The 15,879-nt window shown below is 62.6% G+C and carries 16 protein-coding genes; 8 read left to right on the top strand and 8 right to left on the bottom strand.

Annotation, left to right across the window (positions count from 1 at the left end):
- Window positions 1–51 precede the first annotated feature (51 nt).
- Window positions 52–1,245, top strand: a complete 1,194-nt coding sequence (locus GJR96_RS02535; RefSeq protein ID WP_151161496.1) for a lycopene cyclase domain-containing protein — start codon at window positions 52–54, stop codon at window positions 1,243–1,245.
- A 9-nt stretch (window positions 1,246–1,254) separates the two neighbouring features.
- On the opposite strand, the gene GJR96_RS18455 is transcribed toward GJR96_RS02535, so the two are convergent.
- Window positions 1,255–3,519 carry a methyl-accepting chemotaxis protein gene (locus GJR96_RS18455; RefSeq protein WP_151161495.1) on the bottom strand — a complete coding sequence of 755 codons (2,265 nt, stop codon included), beginning with the start codon at window positions 3,517–3,519 and terminating at the stop codon, window positions 1,255–1,257.
- A gap of 336 nt (window positions 3,520–3,855) precedes the next feature.
- On the bottom strand, window positions 3,856–4,767 hold the full coding sequence (locus GJR96_RS02525) for a serine/threonine-protein kinase RIO2 (protein ID WP_151161494.1): 912 nt from the start codon (window positions 4,765–4,767) through the stop codon (window positions 3,856–3,858).
- Window positions 4,768–4,992: 225 nt separating this feature from the next.
- Between GJR96_RS02525 and GJR96_RS02520 the strand changes: the two genes are divergently transcribed.
- Together GJR96_RS02520 and GJR96_RS02515 are read left to right on the top strand one after the other, a co-directional pair.
- Entirely contained in the window at window positions 4,993–6,297 is a 1,305-nt protein-coding gene (locus GJR96_RS02520; RefSeq protein ID WP_151161493.1) for a hypothetical protein, read from the top strand.
- A 5-nt stretch (window positions 6,298–6,302) separates the two neighbouring features.
- Window positions 6,303–6,602, top strand: a complete 300-nt coding sequence (locus GJR96_RS02515) for a hypothetical protein (protein ID WP_151161492.1) — start codon at window positions 6,303–6,305, stop codon at window positions 6,600–6,602.
- A gap of 120 nt (window positions 6,603–6,722) precedes the next feature.
- On the opposite strand, the gene GJR96_RS02510 is transcribed toward GJR96_RS02515, so the two are convergent.
- Window positions 6,723–7,370 (bottom strand): VOC family protein, encoded by a 648-nt coding sequence (locus GJR96_RS02510; RefSeq protein ID WP_151161491.1) that lies wholly within the window; start codon window positions 7,368–7,370, stop codon window positions 6,723–6,725.
- Window positions 7,371–7,493: 123 nt separating this feature from the next.
- Between GJR96_RS02510 and GJR96_RS02505 the strand changes: the two genes are divergently transcribed.
- Window positions 7,494–8,318: a lipoate--protein ligase family protein gene (locus GJR96_RS02505; protein ID WP_151161490.1), complete on the top strand. Its 825-nt coding sequence runs from the start codon at window positions 7,494–7,496 to the stop codon at window positions 8,316–8,318.
- A 74-nt stretch (window positions 8,319–8,392) separates the two neighbouring features.
- Here GJR96_RS02505 and GJR96_RS02500 read toward each other — a convergent pair whose 3' ends face one another.
- The gene (locus tag GJR96_RS02500; RefSeq protein ID WP_151161489.1) at window positions 8,393–8,917 is read right to left on the bottom strand and encodes a redoxin domain-containing protein; all 525 of its coding nucleotides are present in this window, start codon (window positions 8,915–8,917) and stop codon (window positions 8,393–8,395) included.
- A gap of 93 nt (window positions 8,918–9,010) precedes the next feature.
- Between GJR96_RS02500 and GJR96_RS02495 the strand changes: the two genes are divergently transcribed.
- Both GJR96_RS02495 and GJR96_RS02490 read left to right on the top strand, forming a co-directional pair.
- A complete protein-coding gene (locus tag GJR96_RS02495; RefSeq protein ID WP_151161488.1) occupies window positions 9,011–9,892 on the top strand; it encodes a deoxyribonuclease IV in 882 nt (293 codons plus the stop codon).
- A 69-nt stretch (window positions 9,893–9,961) separates the two neighbouring features.
- A complete protein-coding gene (locus tag GJR96_RS02490) occupies window positions 9,962–10,762 on the top strand; it encodes a class I SAM-dependent methyltransferase (RefSeq protein WP_255471238.1) in 801 nt (266 codons plus the stop codon).
- Window positions 10,763–10,862: 100 nt separating this feature from the next.
- Here the strand turns inward: GJR96_RS02490 and GJR96_RS02485 are convergent, their stop codons facing one another.
- The gene (locus GJR96_RS02485; RefSeq protein WP_225317694.1) at window positions 10,863–11,078 is read right to left on the bottom strand and encodes a zinc ribbon domain-containing protein; all 216 of its coding nucleotides are present in this window, start codon (window positions 11,076–11,078) and stop codon (window positions 10,863–10,865) included.
- A 74-nt stretch (window positions 11,079–11,152) separates the two neighbouring features.
- On the opposite strand from GJR96_RS02485, the gene GJR96_RS02480 reads away from it, so the two are divergent.
- The gene (locus tag GJR96_RS02480; RefSeq protein WP_151161486.1) at window positions 11,153–11,344 is read left to right on the top strand and encodes a hypothetical protein; all 192 of its coding nucleotides are present in this window, start codon (window positions 11,153–11,155) and stop codon (window positions 11,342–11,344) included.
- Between the two features lie 47 nt (window positions 11,345–11,391).
- Here GJR96_RS02480 and GJR96_RS02475 read toward each other — a convergent pair whose 3' ends face one another.
- Together GJR96_RS02475 and GJR96_RS02470 are read right to left on the bottom strand one after the other, a co-directional pair.
- Complete coding sequence (locus GJR96_RS02475) at window positions 11,392–12,039, bottom strand: DUF7095 family protein (protein WP_151161485.1); 648 nt, start codon at window positions 12,037–12,039, stop codon at window positions 11,392–11,394.
- A 44-nt stretch (window positions 12,040–12,083) separates the two neighbouring features.
- Window positions 12,084–13,379, bottom strand: a complete 1,296-nt coding sequence (locus GJR96_RS02470) for an MFS transporter (protein WP_151161484.1) — start codon at window positions 13,377–13,379, stop codon at window positions 12,084–12,086.
- Window positions 13,380–13,571: 192 nt separating this feature from the next.
- Here GJR96_RS02470 and ncsA point away from each other — a divergent pair, with 192 nt between their 5' ends.
- Complete coding sequence (ncsA, locus tag GJR96_RS02465) at window positions 13,572–14,537, top strand: tRNA 2-thiolation protein NcsA (RefSeq protein ID WP_151161483.1); 966 nt, start codon at window positions 13,572–13,574, stop codon at window positions 14,535–14,537.
- 143 nt (window positions 14,538–14,680) lie between these two features.
- On the opposite strand, the gene ftsZ is transcribed toward ncsA, so the two are convergent.
- Window positions 14,681–15,877, bottom strand: coding sequence for a cell division protein FtsZ (gene ftsZ, locus GJR96_RS02460; RefSeq protein WP_058570497.1), 1,197 nt, complete (start codon window positions 15,875–15,877; stop codon window positions 14,681–14,683).
- Between the last annotated feature and the right edge of the window lie 2 nt (window positions 15,878–15,879).

Below are 15,879 nucleotides of genomic sequence, written 5' to 3'. Positions count from 1 at the left end.
CTTCTGGGTGTTCACTACACAATTTTAGGCTGGTGTCACATATGCTAACACATGGCTATCGCACGGCACGACACCGGACCGACGGCGGCCCTCAACGCCCTCGCTTCGCAGGTGCATCCAGTGTTCATGCTCCCACCGCTCGCGGCGTCGTGGTTCGGTGCCGTCCTCGCGGGAGAGTTTTCGTTCCTCGTGGGGGTGCTCCACGCTGTTGCAGTCTTCTTCGGCGTGTACACCGCACACGTCAAAGACGGATACGTCGACTTCTACCGACGTGGCGAAGACGACGACCACCCACTGACTCGACGCGGGTGTTACCTCTGTCTCGTGGGTGCGACTATCGGGTTCGTCCTCTCGGCGGGGGCACTCGCCGGACTCGTCGGTGCTGGTATCCTCGTCTTCACCGTCCCCGGATGGCTACTCGGGTACTTCCACGCCCCGCAGTTGGACACGAATCCGGTGACGACGACAGTCGGATATCCCCTCGGTATCGCGCTCAGTATCCTCGGTGGGTACTACGCGCAGGTCGGTGGACTCGACGTGACACCGCTCGCGTTCGCGGGTGTCCTCCTCTTCGTCCTCTCGGGCATCAAGATAATCGACGACGCACAGGACTACGACTACGACCGGTCTATCGACAAACGAACCGTCACCGTCGTCCTCGGTGAGTCGTCTGCGTTTCGTCTGGCCTACGCACTCGTCGCCGCTGGTCTCTTCTTCGTCGTCGCAGGGTCGATTACCGGGACGTTCCCACCGTTCGCGTCAGTCGCCGTCCTTCCGTTCGCGCTCGTCGTCCTCGTCGCCCGTCGTGCGACGCCGACGCTCGCGACGATGCTCCTCGTTCGCGGGTCGTACGTCTTCCTCGCACTCCTCGTCGTCGCCGTGGCGTTTCACCCCCTTTCCGGGGTCTCGCTCCCCAATATCGCCGTCCTCGGTCCGTACACCTACCTCGCAACCGAACTGTTCTTCGGGAGCATCACCGCCATCCTCCTCGTTCGAATCGGCCGCGACGCGATGTACCGCACGCTCCGAACAGTTGCAATCGTCTACCCCGTCGCCTACGTCTGGGACTGGTACACGCTCGAAGTCGGCGTCTTCTCGATTCCGCTGCGGACTGGCGTCGAACTGCTCGGTATCCCACTCGAAGAACATCTCTTCATGCTCGTCGTCCCCGCGTTCGTCCTCGCCGTTCACGAGACACTGGCGAAAACAGAGCGAACAGACCCCACGGCGACGAACGCGGAGTGACGTGGCCGGCTACCTGTCTATTCCCCCATCGCTCACCGCGGGCGACTGCGCTGCGTGCCCAGTGGTCACGTCGACGACACTGCTCACGTCCTCACCCGTCCCGACAGACAGGTCTCCCTCTGCATCGACGTCGAACTGGTCGAGGAGCGACTGTAACCCCTCGGCGTTGGAAGCGAGCGTCTTCGCGCTCTGCGTGACCTGATTGAGTGACGCAGCCTGCTCTTCTGCGGCGGCAGACACCGTCTGGGCTTCGGCGGTGGTCTCTTCGCTCACGCTCGCTACCTCCTGCACCATCGCGGTCACGTCTTCCGTCGACGACGCTTGTGCGTCTGTCGCGGAGGTGACCTCGTGTACGCTGGTGTTGTTCTCTTCGACGCGTTGGGTGATGTCGTCGAGGGCGTCGATTGCCGTCTCGACCGACTCGGACTCCTCGGTGACACGGTCTTCCATCCGCTCGACGCCGGCGACGACCGTCGCACGCTGTGATTGGATATCTTCGATGAGGGCTTCGACTTCGGCGGCCGATTCCGTCGTCGCCTCGGCGAGTTGTTTGACCTCGTTGGCGACCACGGCGAACCCCTCGCCCGCCTCGCCCGCGCGTGCCGCCTCGATGTTCGCGTTGAGTGCCAGCAGGTTGGTCTGCTCGGCGATGTCGCCGATGACGCCGACGATGTCGCCCACCTCTTCGGTGAGTTCGCCGAACTCTGCAACGTCTTCGACCGTCGAGCGCGTCTCTTCACGGATGGCATCCATCCCGTGGAGTGCACCTTCGGCGGCGACCTGTCCATCAGCACCGAGTTCGGCCGCCTCGGCCGAGTTCGCGGCTAATTGGTCGGCCGCGGTGGCAATCTCTTCGACGGCGGCCGAGAGCGTATCCATCTCCTCGGACACGCGCGTGAGTCTGCCCGCTTGCTCGTCTGCACCGTAGGATATCTGTTCGACCGACTGTGCGACCTGTTCGCTGGCAGCGTTGACTTCGTTGGCCCCCTGTGCGACGTGGTCGCTCCGCTCCTGCACCTCGTCTGCGAACGTCATCACCGACCCGACGGTCGATTCGAGGTCGTCTATCATCGTGTTGAACGACGTGGCGATGGTCCGCATATCTGAGGAGTTGCTGTCGGTGTCCATCCGTACAGTGAGGTCCCCTGCTGCTGCGGTATCCATGACGCTGCTGTAGACGTTCGCGTCGCGACGCTGGTCGAGGAGGTCTGACCGAAGTGACCCGACAGCGCCGAGGACCGACCCGAACTCGTCGCGACGCGTGGTATCGAGGTCGATGTCGAGGTCACCGGTTCGGAGGTGGGTAAGTTTGTCTTCGAGGTCGCCGAGTGGGTTGAGCATACTCCGCTTGAGAACGAGTGTCAAGCCACCGAGGCCGAGTAACAGCACCGTGAGGAGGAGGCCAATGTCGGTACCGACTGTCTGCTGGAGGTGGTAGGCAGAACTCGTCGGCGCGTGGATGAGAACCACGAGGTCTCCGGCACCCGCGTACGCGACGACGTGACGCTGGTCGAACGCCCCGTTCGCTTCCGCTTCGTACGCACCGGACCCACCAGTGAACCCGTCGGTGAGTGCCTGCGAACCTTGTTCGCCGTACGCGTCACCACTCACGACGTCTCGTTCGTCGAACTCGACGACACCGTCACTATCGACGATTTGGACGAACGAGCCTTCGAACGGGACGTCGAACACCTCTCGGAGGTGTGCAGCAGAGGAGACGAGGACGACGGCACGGTCCTCCGCGTCGGGGACCGGACTGACGAAGGCGATGTGCGTCTCGCCGCCCTGTTCGTACATCTCGGTGATGGCGACTTCGTCGTTGCTGGAGAACGTTGTCGACCCGTGGATGAACTTTCGGCCGTCGGAAATCGCAGTGCCACCGATCCGCTCCTCTGCTGAACTCGCGAGAACCTCGTTCGACGCGGTGTCCACGTAGTGGATTGCGACGAAGTCGTCCGGGAGACTCGTCATCTCCCTGTCGAAGAACGCCGATATCTGTGTGGGGTCTTTGCTATCGAGGATGGGGAACTGCGACAGCAACCGCGTAATCTGGGACCGTTCGTCTAGCCACACGGAGAGTTCGTCGGCCTGTAACGTGGCCGTGTTCTCTAGTTCGGCGTGAACCGACTCGTGGAGTTCGTCGGAGACGGTGAAGTACGTATACGCGCCGATACCCGAGGTGAGAACGACGAGCACGCTCAACATGGCGGCGAGTTTGTACACGTATCGTTCTTGGAAGCGCGCCGGGAGGGCCCGGTTAAGTAGTCGAAGCACATGCTTGTGTACTTAACACGCCTCATAATTGTGGGGCTCAAATTATCCCTGCAGATATTTCCGAATATTTTGGCTTTACTGGTAAACTCGTTTATACCACGGAACTGACCAGCAGCGACGACGACTCGTGTGCAAGCGTCAACAACGACGCCCACACCGACTCGACGTGGCCTCTGTCTCCCCCGTCCAGAGCGTGCGAGACCCGTCACTCACGTCGGTCGACCGAGGACACCGGTCGAACACTGGTTCTCTATCGTACTATTTGGTTTATCGACGGACGATAGAGCGAACCCACTCGCTCAGGAGGTTGGCCGGGTGGACAGAGACCGCGAAAAATCAGGTGCTGGCCTGCGCGACGCTCTCGAACTCGTTTCGAGCGATAGCGTCGGTGAGGGCTTCGAAGTCGATGTCGTCGGGCATCTCTGCGGGGTACTTCCGACCGAAGTAGTTCACGATGTTCTTCACGTCGCGTGCGAGGAGTTCGCGGGCGTTGTCGTGGTCGGTCGGAACTGCCTGCGGCCAATCGAAGATAGTGATTCCTTTCTCGCTGACGGCGACGTTGTACTCCGACATGTCCGCGTGGACGAACCCTGCTTCGTAGGCCGAGGCCATCTCGTCGAGGACGAGGTCGAGGACGCCAACGACTTGCTCGGAGTCGAGTCGGGCCTTGCCGAGTTCCACGCCGTCGAGTTTCGACATGATGATGGCGTGGCGATTGTGGTCGACCGGACGAGGGACCGACACCTTGGGGAACAGCGTCTCCAGCGCGTCGTACTCGCGCTCGGCGGCCTTTCGCGCGGTGTAGAGCCACGAGACGTGGTGGTTGTCAGAGGTGTAGTCGCGTTCGCGGCGAACCTCGCGGAAGTTCGTGTACCCTTCGCGGTGGAATTTCAGGGCCAGCGGTTTGAACGACTGGACTTCGAACACGTCGCTCTCTTTGCCGACGCCGAGTGGCGCGCCGAACCCCTGGATGGTGTCTCGCTGAGCGAAGGTCCGCAAGGCGAGCGCGTCGTAGCCTTCGACCGTCAGTTTGTACCCTTCGTACTGGATGGTCTTGCGCTCGATGAGGTCACGGGTCATGCAGCGGTCGATGCGGTAGTCGACCTCTTCGGGGGTCATCCCCGAGTTCTTCGGGAGTTTGTCGCGGTTGACCCACTCGCTGAAGCGCATGCCCTGCTCGACACCCGAGAGGAGATAGAAATCCTCGGACTCGAGTTCGGCCATCACGCCGGCGACGTTCCGTACCATGTCTCTCTGTCCGCGGGCGAGGCGTAAAAGGGCCGCGAGTCTGGGAATTGGCGTACGATAAATCACATACGACGATACGAAATCCACATTTTGAGGACGGTAACGAGGGAGTCGAGTTACCGAGCAGCCAACAGTCCACCTATATTGACATTCAATCAACATTTATGCCGAATACCGTCTATCGGTTGATGTGTGAGGCCGAACGACGGCCTCGCGAGGAGAAGCATGTCTATGGACGCAACCCTGCAGGAGATACCGGAGCAGCAACGAACCGAACTCGAATCGTTCCCGAACGTCGAAGCGACCGGAATCGGGCCACGAGTCGTCGACGGAGTGACGACCGACGAGATAGCAGTCGTCATCTTCGTCCGTGAGAAAGTTCCCGAATCACAACTCGCCACGAGCGAAGTCGTCCCGAAAGAAGTCGAAATCGAGGGAAAGACGTACAAAACAGACGTCCAGAACCTCGGTGGTGAGATTCGAATCCAGGAGTTACAGGAGTCACAGGGGTCCGCGGAACCGACAGTCGTTCCCGTTCCGAAGATACCGGCAGAAGCAGAGGTTCACACCGAACCGGAAGTCGAAGCCATCCCGGACTCGCTCTCGCGAAAGGAACAGTGGCGACCGGCCCCCGCAGGCGTATCGGTCGGTCACCCGAACATCACGGCGGGGACGCTTGGAACGCCCCCACTCGTCACACAAAGTGGTAAACGCGTCTTCCTGACCAACGCACACGTGGCGGCCCCAATCGGAGAGTCCTCGACCGGGGACAACATCCTCCAACCGGGCAAGTACGACGGCGGGACGGAGTCTATCGGTCGCCTCCTCGAATTCAGCGAGATAACGAAAGGCGAGGCGAACCGCACTGACAGTGCCCTCGTCGAAGTCGAACCGGACGTTCTCCAACACGACATCCTCGGTGTCTGGGAGAATCTTCGCGGATGGCGGTCTGCCCAGTTCAACCGTGACCACGTGAAGAGCGGTCGAACGACCAACATCACGACTGGCCGTCTCCGCGCACGGAACGTGACGGCCAACGTGTACGGGTACTTCCCGAACGAACCCGCGAAGTTCGAAGGCCTCGACCTCTTTACCGCCATGAGTGCCGGTGGCGACAGTGGGAGCCTCATCGGAATCGAGGAATCTGACGGGTTCTACGGAACCGACCTCCTGTTCGCCGGGAGCAACCAGGTTACGCTCGGCATTCCGATGGAGACCGTACAAGACGAACACGGTCGGTTAGAACCGATGACATCACAGGACCTCGTCGGTCCTGACGACCTTCGGATTACCGGGACGCACTTCACCGGAACTCTCAGCCCGAAACAGACGCTCTACCGATGGTCCGGGCCGTGGGCGGAACGCTACGTGGTGGACTTCGACGCGCGCCCGACGACGAACGGCGGGTGGATAGAGAGCCGCGTCCACTCGACGTACCGGAGTTCGGCGGGGGTCTACTACCTGCTCGAACTGCGGAACCGGAAGAACAGTGCGACCAACTTCGAGGTCAAATACCTACTCGCGAGGTGACCACGATGGAACTCACCTTCAACATAACCGAGGCAGGCACAGAGTCGGTCGATATCGAACACGGCGGCGCGGAGACGATTCCCGAACCACCGCGTGAAGAACGGTCGACAGAGATGGCCGTCGGCCACGGAACCCCCGAGCGGCAGGAGATGGGGCGAATGGCCGAACCCACCGTGCCAGAGGGCGGTTCAGGGTCAGACATCCCGACTGTCGCACCGCCGATGGAGTACCGAGCGACTGGAACTGCTGAATCCATCGGTTCGGAGTCGGCCGTCGTCGCGCCGCCGTCGCAGTTCCGACGCTAACGCGCCGGGCAGAAGCGACGCGGACTGACCACCACGAACCACTGGTGGTCCTATTTTCATCGACCGACTGTGACGAGGTGCGTCAGCCACGGTGTGTACCACACAGAAGTGAGTGTCCCGTTACGGTTGGACGTTGACGCGGTACGGCAGTCCCTCCGGGTCGAACGACCCGTCGGCGTCGCACTGTACTGAAACTGGGTCGACCGCCGCCGCTCTGTCTGTCGGATACCACGGCCGACCAACGGCCGAGACGACGAACCGGGCCGTCTGGTCGCCGACGAACACGATGTCACCGTCGCCGAACTCACTCCAGACGTCGACGTCGATGGCGGCGGTCAAGTCGGAAACGAACGACGCCACGTCGGGGACGGCCATCCCGACTTCCGTCACGCCGACGATGTCCGTCTCCGGGTCGAATTCGCCCGACGATTGTCCGTCGTAGCAGACGTACTCGATGACGTTGCCTTCGGGGTCTTCGAAGTACACCGAGTCCGCCTCCATGAAGTCGAAGCGGATGCTCGACCCCTCGTCGGTCTCGAGGATATCGACGCGTTCGTCGAGCCATTCGATGACGGACTCGACGTCGGCGTCGACAGTGAACGCGAGGTGGTCGGCGTCCGTGTCACCGAGTTCGAACCAGAGCGTGGTCTCGCCGGCGGTCACGGAGCGTTGTGCTCCGGGAACCGATGCGAACCCGAGCGTCTCGACGTAGAAGTCACACAGGGAGATGGGGTCGGTCGCGGCGATGGCGACGCGGTGGACGTGCATAGGAGAACGTCACCGCGTCGCGGTATAATCGAATCGCTCGACTCGTCACTGATGTCTCCACCGACGCGTGCCACTGCCGGTCTGCGTCGAAATCGCTTTCTCCCGGATGGACGAATCCTGCCTATGAACGACTCGCAGGACGCACTCGCCGACCGCGAGTGGCGGTTGATTCGCGAAGATATCCGCCCGGGGCCGATGCAGATGGCACTGGACGAAGTCGCGGGCGAGACGGCCGCAGACGGGGGTCCGCGAACGGTTCGTGTCTACTCGTGGGAACCCAGTTGTCTCTCGCTGGGGTACGGCGAAGACCCAGACACAGTCGACTGGGAATTCTGCGAGCGAAAGGGAATCGACGTGACGCGCCGACCGACCGGTGGCGGTGGCATCTACCACGACCGATACGGCGACGTGGCATACTCCATCGTCGCCCCCAAAGCCGAGTTGCCCGGTGACCTCATCGACTGTTACCACCTCCTGTGCGAACCCATCCTCGACGCCATCCAGTCGGTCGGTATCGACGTGGACTTCGTCGACGAGGACGTGCCGGTCATCTGGCACCCAGCGTGCTATCTTCGGGCCCTCCACCCCGCACACGACATGGTCGCCGAGGGGCGGAAAATCGCGGGCAACGCCCAGTACCGCCGACGCGACGCAGTCGTCCAACACGGCTCTCTCACCTACTCCGTCGACGCCGAGACGCACCTCGGGGTGTTCGACGGGCACGGCGTGACACCCGAGGAGTTCCGTGACCGCGTGGTCGGTGTCGACGAACTCGCCGACGTATCCCGCGAGACGTTCGTCGAGGCGGTCACTGACTCGCTTTCGGACTTCGTGGATGCCGAAGAAGGGTCGTGGACAGACGACGAACTCGACCGGGCGCGAACGCGGGTCGAAGAGAAGTACGCGACCGACGAGTGGGTCCGTCGGAACCCGCGCGAGCGTCAGTGAGTCGTAAGTCGGCGGAGGAGTGAGCGACCCCCCGATAGGGACGCGGTTTCCGGTATCCGTCTCGGGAGCGACGCTCAGAACCCGAAGTTCTCGGTGGATTCGAGTTCGAGAGCGTCGGTGATGCCCTCGTGGACTTCTGTGAGTGGTGGAACGTCTCGCGTGGGGTCTAGCCAGTGTTCGCCAAGCCACCGGTAGCGAACGGTCAGGTCTTCGTCGAGGAGGAAACACGACCGGTGGGCACGTTTCGAGACGCCAAACGTTCGGTAGACGACGTCGAATTCCGACGCGAGTTCGAGGTCGGTGTCGGCGTAGAGAGGAAACGTCAGGTCGTACCTGTCGATGAACCGGCGGTGCATCCCGACACCGGATTTACTCGCACCGACGACGGTCACGTCTCGCCCCGCGGCGAACCAGTCGAAGTCACGGAACGCACACCACTCGTCGGTGCAGTCGGGACTGAAGTCGGCGGTGTAGAAACACAGTAAAACCGGGTTCTCTGCGACGAGGTCCGAGAGGCATCGGTCCGTCACAGTACCGTCGGGCGTGACGAGTGCCGTCTCGACGTCGGCGGCGGTTGCGCCGACGGGGAGTCCAGTCATAGCACTAACTCGTCACAACGCCTGATATTCGTTCTGGCCCCACCGTTCGCCGACTCCGAAGTCCCTTTGTTCGGGTACCCCGTGGGGTCTCGCATGCGAGTAGGAGCACACGTCTCGATGTCGAGTTCGAAGGTTTCCTCCGACGAGGAGACGCCACCGCACAACAACGTCGCCAACGCCGTCTTCCGGCAGGTCGCCTTCGGCGGCAACTGCGGACAGATATTCACCACCTCACCGCAGGTGTGGCGTGACCCCGATATCTCCGACGAAGAGGCCGAACTGTTCCGCGAGGAGACCGCCGGCGAACTGGCAGGGCCGTGGGTCATTCACTCCTCGTATCTCGTCAATCTCTGTACGCCGAAAGATGGTCTCCGACAGAAGTCACTCGACTCGATGCAGACCGAAGTCGACATGGCAGAGAAACTCGGCATCGAGTACGTGAACGTCCACCTCGGTGCTCACACCGGCGCAGGTGAGCAACAGGGCCTCGACAACGCCGTCTCCGTCCTCGACGAACTCGACATCCCGGACGGCGTCACCGTCCTCATCGAGTCCGACGCCGGGTCGGGAACGAAGATGGGCGGCGACTTCGCACACCTCGGATACGTCCTCGAAGAATCCAGTCAGGACCTCGACGTCTGTCTCGACACCGCGCACGCCTTCGCGGCAGGGTACGACCTCTCGACGGCCGACGGTGTCGACGAGACGTTCGAGGAACTCGACGCGGAGGTCGGTCTGGACCACCTCAAGTGCGTCCACCTGAACGACTCGAAACACGAGTGCGGCACGAACAAGGACGAACACGCCCTCATCGGCGAGGGACTCATCGGCGAAGAAGGCATGCGCGCGTTCATCAACCACGACGTTATCGTGGACAACGACGTGCCACTCGTCTTGGAGACACCGACCGAAGACGGCAAGGGATTCGCGTGGAACATCGAGCGCGTTCGACAGTACCGCGCCGACGGGAACTAGACCGACCGTCTTCGGAGACCCGTCTCACTGCACCGACTGATTTTTGTCTCACGGTGGCCGACGACGAGTGTGCGACGATTCTCTGAATCGTATCTCCAGCGGACGCGACAGGGGATGTGGGACGACTCGCGGGCGGCCCTCGCCGACCTGGAACTCGACAGTCGGACGAACATCCTCGACGTTGGATGCGGGACGGGCGAGTTCACGCGCGTCCTCACCGACGAGTCCGACGCCCGCGTCGTCGGCGTCGACGCCGACACCGACTTACTCTCCGTCGCCACCGACCGCCCCGGAATCGAGGTGACCGCCGGTGACGCGACGCGACTCCCGTTTTCGGACGACAGTTTCGACCTCGTGGTCTGTCAGGCGTTGCTCGTGAACCTCCCCGACCCGATAGCCGCAGTGCGCGAGTTCGCACGCGTCTCGTCTGACCTCGTGGCGACCGTCGAACCCGACAACGCCGCCGTCGGCGTCGATTCGACCGTCGCCGCGGAAGTGCCCCTCGAACGCACGGTCAGAGAGGCGTTCCTCGACGGCGTACAGACCAACGTCGCACTCGGCGAACGCGTGACGGACGTGTTCGACGCGGCCGGTCTCTCGCTCGTCGGCACCCGACGATACCACCACCGAAAACTCGTTGAACCACCGTACGACGAGTGGGACGTACAGAGTGCGGCACAGAAGGCCACCGGCGAGGGACTCGACCGACACGAGGCAGAACTTCGCCGTGGCCTCGACGCCCCCGACACCTACGATGCGCTCCGACGCGAGTGGCGACAGATGGGCCGCGAGGTGGTCGAACAGATTCGAGACGGGGAGTATCGCCGGGCCGAAGTCGTCCCGTTCGACGTGACGACTGGCCGGGTGTAATTCGGGCTGTTCAGCGTCTCATACGTGTGCACATCGGCTCCCGAGGCCGTCACACTCCTGAAAGCGGGGCCGACGACCCGAACGACGGGTCGAACCGGTCTCAGCCGAAGAAGAGGTCTATCATGTTCCCGCTGGAGCGGCCGCGGTAGAGTTCCGAGAAACCGCAGTTCGTACACGAGACGACCGTGAACTGGCGGTTCTGGATGTCGAACATCTTCGTCAACCCGCTTCCGGACGTCGCAATCGTGTCAGTCTCTGCTTCCGTGTGACCGCACTTTGGACACCCGTTGCGGTCGGCTTCTGTTGGAGGGCTCACACCGAGACGTGTTGCGGAAGATGACATAAATCTGATGCCCGAACGTCTACAACGGTGCCGTCCGACACACGAGTATGGCCGCCGATGGATTCGTCTTCGTACTCTTTTTCGCCCTCGCGGTTGGCGCTCCGCTGGTCCTCTACTGGGCCATGCAACAGGAGACCGAGAACCGTCCGAAGATGGACCGGAAAGAAGCAGAACGCCGTGCCAAAGCGGAAGGTGAGAAGTACAACCGTCGCTCTGCGGACGACCGGTTCAGAGAGTAATTTGCGTCGTCGTGTCCTCCACTCCCCCGCGGCCCACACCCCGCGGCTTACACCACGTCGCCGCGAACCGTCGTTCCCGTCTGTTCGGCGCGGTAGGTACGCATCGTCTCGACTGCTGTCTCTGCCTCGTCGGACTCCAACCCGAGCATCTCTAACGCCCCAGTGAGTGTCGGGAACGCGAACTCGCCGTTGCGGAGTTTCTTCATCGCACTCGGTGAACGCTGGCCGTCGGCGTAGAGACAGACGCCACGTGGGTCGAGAATCTGCTCGTACGCCTCGCGGGAGACGGCACCCTTCAGTCGCTGGGTGACGTTGTCTTCGAACGAGGCGTTGCACACTTCGAGGTGGACTGGTTCGCCGTCGTCCGGCAAGAGGTGTGCTGCGAGGCACTTCTCGGGGGCGGCGTACCCGTTCGCGTTCGCTCGAATCGCGTCGGGGTGTTCGCGCGCCCACTCTGCGCGGATACTTTTGCCGACTCCTTTCACACCGTGCGATTTCTCGAACTCGCCGGCGGCATCGGGGTCGCCACGGAGGAGGATGTCTTTCGTCACGTACACGTCGAGTCGGTCGAGTGGGTCGAGTCCGAGGGCGACGTCGCCGTAGACCCACACCTCGCGGACGGGGACTGGAAGCGTCTCGGATTCGACGGCGTCGACGATAGCCTCGACCCGGTCGAGGGCGGCGTCTCGTTCCATCGCGTGTCTGTCGGGGCCAGAGGCAGAAACCGATTTCGTGTGGGTCACGGCGAATCCACCGCTGCCGTCGTTCGCTCTGTCGCGTCCGACGAGTCGTCTCGGAGGTATCGGTGCATCAGGGCCGGGTCGACGGCCCAGAGCAGAGCGATGCAGACGGCCGTGACACCAAGTTCGGTCGTCGAAGTCACCACACCGCCGAGAAGCGGCCCGAGCGCACCGCCGACCGAAGCGGCCGTCGAGACGAGTCCGAGTGTGGTCCCTTCTCGCCCATCGGGTGCGACCTCGTACCGAAGCGCACCGAGTGCCGGCGCGGTGATTCCCGACCCGATACCGCCGAGGACGAACAACGAGAGCGGGGCGAGTCGGTGTGAGGCCACGAGAATCCCCACTGGAACGACGACCCACAGCGCCTTTCCGACGACGACGCTGCGTTTTCGCCCGACGTCGTCGGCGAGGGCCCCGCCGACGGGCACGACGACGAGCATGGTCGCCCCGAGGGTACTCCAGACGAGTGCGGTGTATGCCGGGCCGCCCCCGACAGACTGTTCGAGGAGTGGGGCGAGCGTGGGTGCGAACGCCCCGTCGGCGAGTGCCGCGACGAATCCCCCGACAACCAGCGCGGCGACTGTGGGGTCACGAAGGACGGACACACTCTGTTCGATTCGTTCGAGTGCGGTGTCGACACTGTGGGCGTCGTCTGCGACGTCGACGTTCTCGGTGCCGGCGGTGTCTGACACTCGTGGAAGAAAGCCAACTGTCACGGCCGCACCGACTGCGGTGACGCCCCCGAGGACGAGAAACGGGACCGCTGGGCCGACACCGTAGAGCGCACCACCCAGTGCAGGTCCAATTGCGGCGGCGGCCATCCCAGACGTTTGGTAGGCACCCATCACCCCCGCGCGGTTGTCGTCTGTCGCGTAGTCTCCGAGGTACGCACCCGTTGCGGGACCGCGCATCGCTGCACCCAGTCCGTCGAGCGCGCGGAGTGCGAGGAGTTCGAGAACGGTATCGGCGACACCGAGGCCGACGACGCTCACCGCGCCGACGACCATGCCGGCGACGATGAACGGCCGTCTGCCGAGACGGTCCGACAGCGACCCGAACGCCAGCGAGAAGACTGCCCGACTCCCGATGGGGAGCGAAAACAACAGTCCGAGGCTGACCGGGCCGATACCGAACGTCGCGGCGTATGCCGGGAGGAGTGGAATGACGATAGAGGTCGACGCGTGGTCGAGGAGGTTCGACACCGCGAGGACTGCAACCGTCCGGTCGCGGAGGTGTGAGAGTGTGGCGTAGTGGCTACGAAGCGATGCGAGCAGGTCGGAGAGTCGTGTATACATCCGTCGTTGTGACTGAGGTCTGGTCAGGGGCGGCGCGAGAACAGAACGTGGGCTGACCGACCGACCGAAAAGCGGCAGTCAGACGCGGACGGAGAGGGTCTCCATGCCTCGTGATGGTTGCCACTCTGACAAAAATATTCCGCCCGTCCCGAGGCGAAACCCGTATCCCTCCTGCCAAGCAAGCGACCGGCAATGGAGTGCGACAAGTGCAGTCGGGACGCGGTGATGCACGCGGCTTACTCCGGGGCACACCTCTGTGACGACCACTTCTGTGCCTCGGTCGAGAAACGTGTGCGCCGCCGTATCCGCGAAGACAACATGCTCCCGCGGGATGCGACGCCCGAGGACCCACAGACGTGGGTCATCGGCCTCTCCGGTGGGAAAGACAGTGTCGTCCTCACGCACATCCTCGACGAGACGTTCGGACGCGACCCGCGTATCGAACTCGTCGCGTTGACCATCCACGAGGGAATCGAAGGCTACCGCGACAAGTCCGTGGACGCCTGCGTCGAACTCGCCGCGGACCTCGACATCCGCCACGAAGTCGTCTCGTATCAAGAGGAGTTCGGGGTCCAGATGGACGACGTAGTCGAGAAAGACCCCGAGAACATGGCCGCCTGTGCGTACTGCGGCGTGTTCCGCCGTGACCTCCTCGAACGCTTCGCAGACGAACTCGACGCGGACAAACTCTTCACCGGACACAACCTCGACGACGAGGCACAGACCGCGCTGATGAACTTCTTCGAAGGCGACCTGAGGCAGGTGGCGAAACACTTCGACGCCAGCATCGGTGACTTCGAGAAACGCCGGGAGTCGAACGATTTCATCCCGCGGGCCAAGCCACTCCGCGACGTGCCCGAGAAAGAAGTCGCCCTCTACGCCCATCTCAAAGACCTCCCGGCACACATCACCGAGTGTCCGCACTCGTCGGAGGCGTACCGCGGTGAAATTCAGCAACTCCTGTTGAAACTCGAAGAGAACCACCCCGGCACGCGACACTCGATTATGGCGGGGTACGAAGAGCTCGCCCAGTTGGTCGCCGACGAGTACCGCGGCGACGGACAGGTCGACCTCAACGAGTGTGAGCGCTGTGGGTCGAAGACTGCGAGCGACGTCTGTCGGAAGTGCCGCCTCCTCGAATCTATCGAGGCGGTGTGACCGACGAGTCGGTTCTGTTTTCGTCGCGACCACGCCGTCGCCACTCACGAGTCAGTCGTCGATAGTGTAGAAAGGTGGGTAAACCCCACGACAGAACTCGTGTCGGACGGACGCGGCGGCGTCCGAACGGGTCCGACAGGGTGTTACCGGATAACGTCGAGTCCGTTGTTCTTCTCGGACTCGTCTCGGCCACCGTCAGACCACGTACCGCTCTGCGGCGTCTCGACACGCTGCGAACTGTCGAATTCCGAGCGCTGTTGTTGCTGTTGTTGGTGTCCCTCGATGCTCTGGCGCGACTTGTCGGCCTGTTTCTGCGTCGTCGGGCCGAGGACCTGTGCCGACTGGACGCCGGTCATGATGGCCATGACACGGACTTTCCCTTTGTACTCGTCCTGAATGCGAGCGCCCCAGATGACGTTCGCGGCGGCTTCCAGTCGTTCGGTGATGCTGCTCGCGATTCCCTCGGCCTCCTTGAGTGTGAGGTCGGGACCGCCCGTGATGTGGACGAGACCACCGGATGCACCCCGATAGTCGACGTCCAAGAGTGGGTGGTTCATCGCGTCGTTGACCACTTCCTGGGTCTTGTTCTTGTCCTGTGTCTCACCGACGAGCATCACCGCGACGCCGCCCTGGTTCATGATGGTCGACATGTCGGCGTAGTCGAGGTTGATGAGCGACGGTTGGGTAATCGTCTCCGAGATGCCCTTGACGGTCTCGGCGATAATCTGGTCCATGACCGAGAACGCCTTGCCGATGGGCAGGTTCGGGACGTAGTCGAGGAGGCGGTTGTTGTCCAGCACGATGATGGAGTCGGCCTCGTTGCGGAGGTTCTCGAGTCCCTCTTCGGCCTTCACCGTCCGGGCACGCTCGACGTTGAACGGTGTCGAGACCATGCCGACGACGATTGCGCCTTGCTCTTTTGCGATTTTGGAGACGACGGGTGCTGCACCGGTCCCGGTACCTCCGCCCATCCCCGCAGTCACGAACACCAGGTCGGCGTCGCCGAGGACGTCCTTGACGGTTCCCTGTGCCATCTCGGTTGCTCGCTCCCCCATCGAGGGGTCGCCACCAGCACCGAGACCCTGCGTCAGGGACTTTCCGACGAGAATCTTCGTGTCTGCTTCGATCATCTTCAGGTGCTGCTTGTCGGTGTTGATCGCCACCGTGTCGGCACCTTCGACGCCGATGTTGTACAGTCGGTTGATGGTGTTGTTCCCAGCACCACCACAGCCGACAATCACGATACGAGGGTCGCCGAACTGGTCGTCACCGGTGTCTTCCAGTTTCGTCTTACGCTCTGCCTCGTCTCGTTCCATCGCCTCGCGAACGATATCTTGCATCG

This window comes from Haloferax litoreum (assembly GCF_009674605.1).
Taxonomy (GTDB): domain Archaea; phylum Halobacteriota; class Halobacteria; order Halobacteriales; family Haloferacaceae; genus Haloferax; species Haloferax litoreum.
This window is presented reverse-complemented; position numbering and strand designations above follow the sequence as displayed.

Excerpts from the sequence above, each read along its gene's own strand:
- GJR96_RS02480 (WP_151161486.1), top strand. The coding sequence starts at position 11,153 with ATGGCCGCCGATGGATTCGTCTTCGTACTCTTTTTCGCCCTCGCGGTT.
- GJR96_RS02515 (WP_151161492.1), top strand. The coding sequence starts at position 6,303 with ATGGAACTCACCTTCAACATAACCGAGGCAGGCACAGAGTCGGTCGAT.
- GJR96_RS02525 (WP_151161494.1), bottom strand. The coding sequence starts at position 4,767 with ATGGTACGGAACGTCGCCGGCGTGATGGCCGAACTCGAGTCCGAGGAT.
- GJR96_RS02470 (WP_151161484.1), bottom strand. The coding sequence starts at position 13,379 with ATGTATACACGACTCTCCGACCTGCTCGCATCGCTTCGTAGCCACTAC.
- GJR96_RS02505 (WP_151161490.1), top strand. The coding sequence starts at position 7,494 with ATGAACGACTCGCAGGACGCACTCGCCGACCGCGAGTGGCGGTTGATT.
- GJR96_RS02520 (WP_151161493.1), top strand. The coding sequence starts at position 4,993 with ATGTCTATGGACGCAACCCTGCAGGAGATACCGGAGCAGCAACGAACC.
- GJR96_RS02535 (WP_151161496.1), top strand. The coding sequence starts at position 52 with ATGGCTATCGCACGGCACGACACCGGACCGACGGCGGCCCTCAACGCC.
- GJR96_RS02495 (WP_151161488.1), top strand. The coding sequence starts at position 9,011 with ATGCGAGTAGGAGCACACGTCTCGATGTCGAGTTCGAAGGTTTCCTCC.
- ftsZ (WP_058570497.1), bottom strand. The coding sequence starts at position 15,877 with ATGCAAGATATCGTTCGCGAGGCGATGGAACGAGACGAGGCAGAGCGT.
- GJR96_RS02510 (WP_151161491.1), bottom strand. The coding sequence starts at position 7,370 with ATGCACGTCCACCGCGTCGCCATCGCCGCGACCGACCCCATCTCCCTG.
- GJR96_RS02500 (WP_151161489.1), bottom strand. The coding sequence starts at position 8,917 with ATGACTGGACTCCCCGTCGGCGCAACCGCCGCCGACGTCGAGACGGCA.
- GJR96_RS02475 (WP_151161485.1), bottom strand. The coding sequence starts at position 12,039 with ATGGAACGAGACGCCGCCCTCGACCGGGTCGAGGCTATCGTCGACGCC.
- ncsA (WP_151161483.1), top strand. The coding sequence starts at position 13,572 with ATGGAGTGCGACAAGTGCAGTCGGGACGCGGTGATGCACGCGGCTTAC.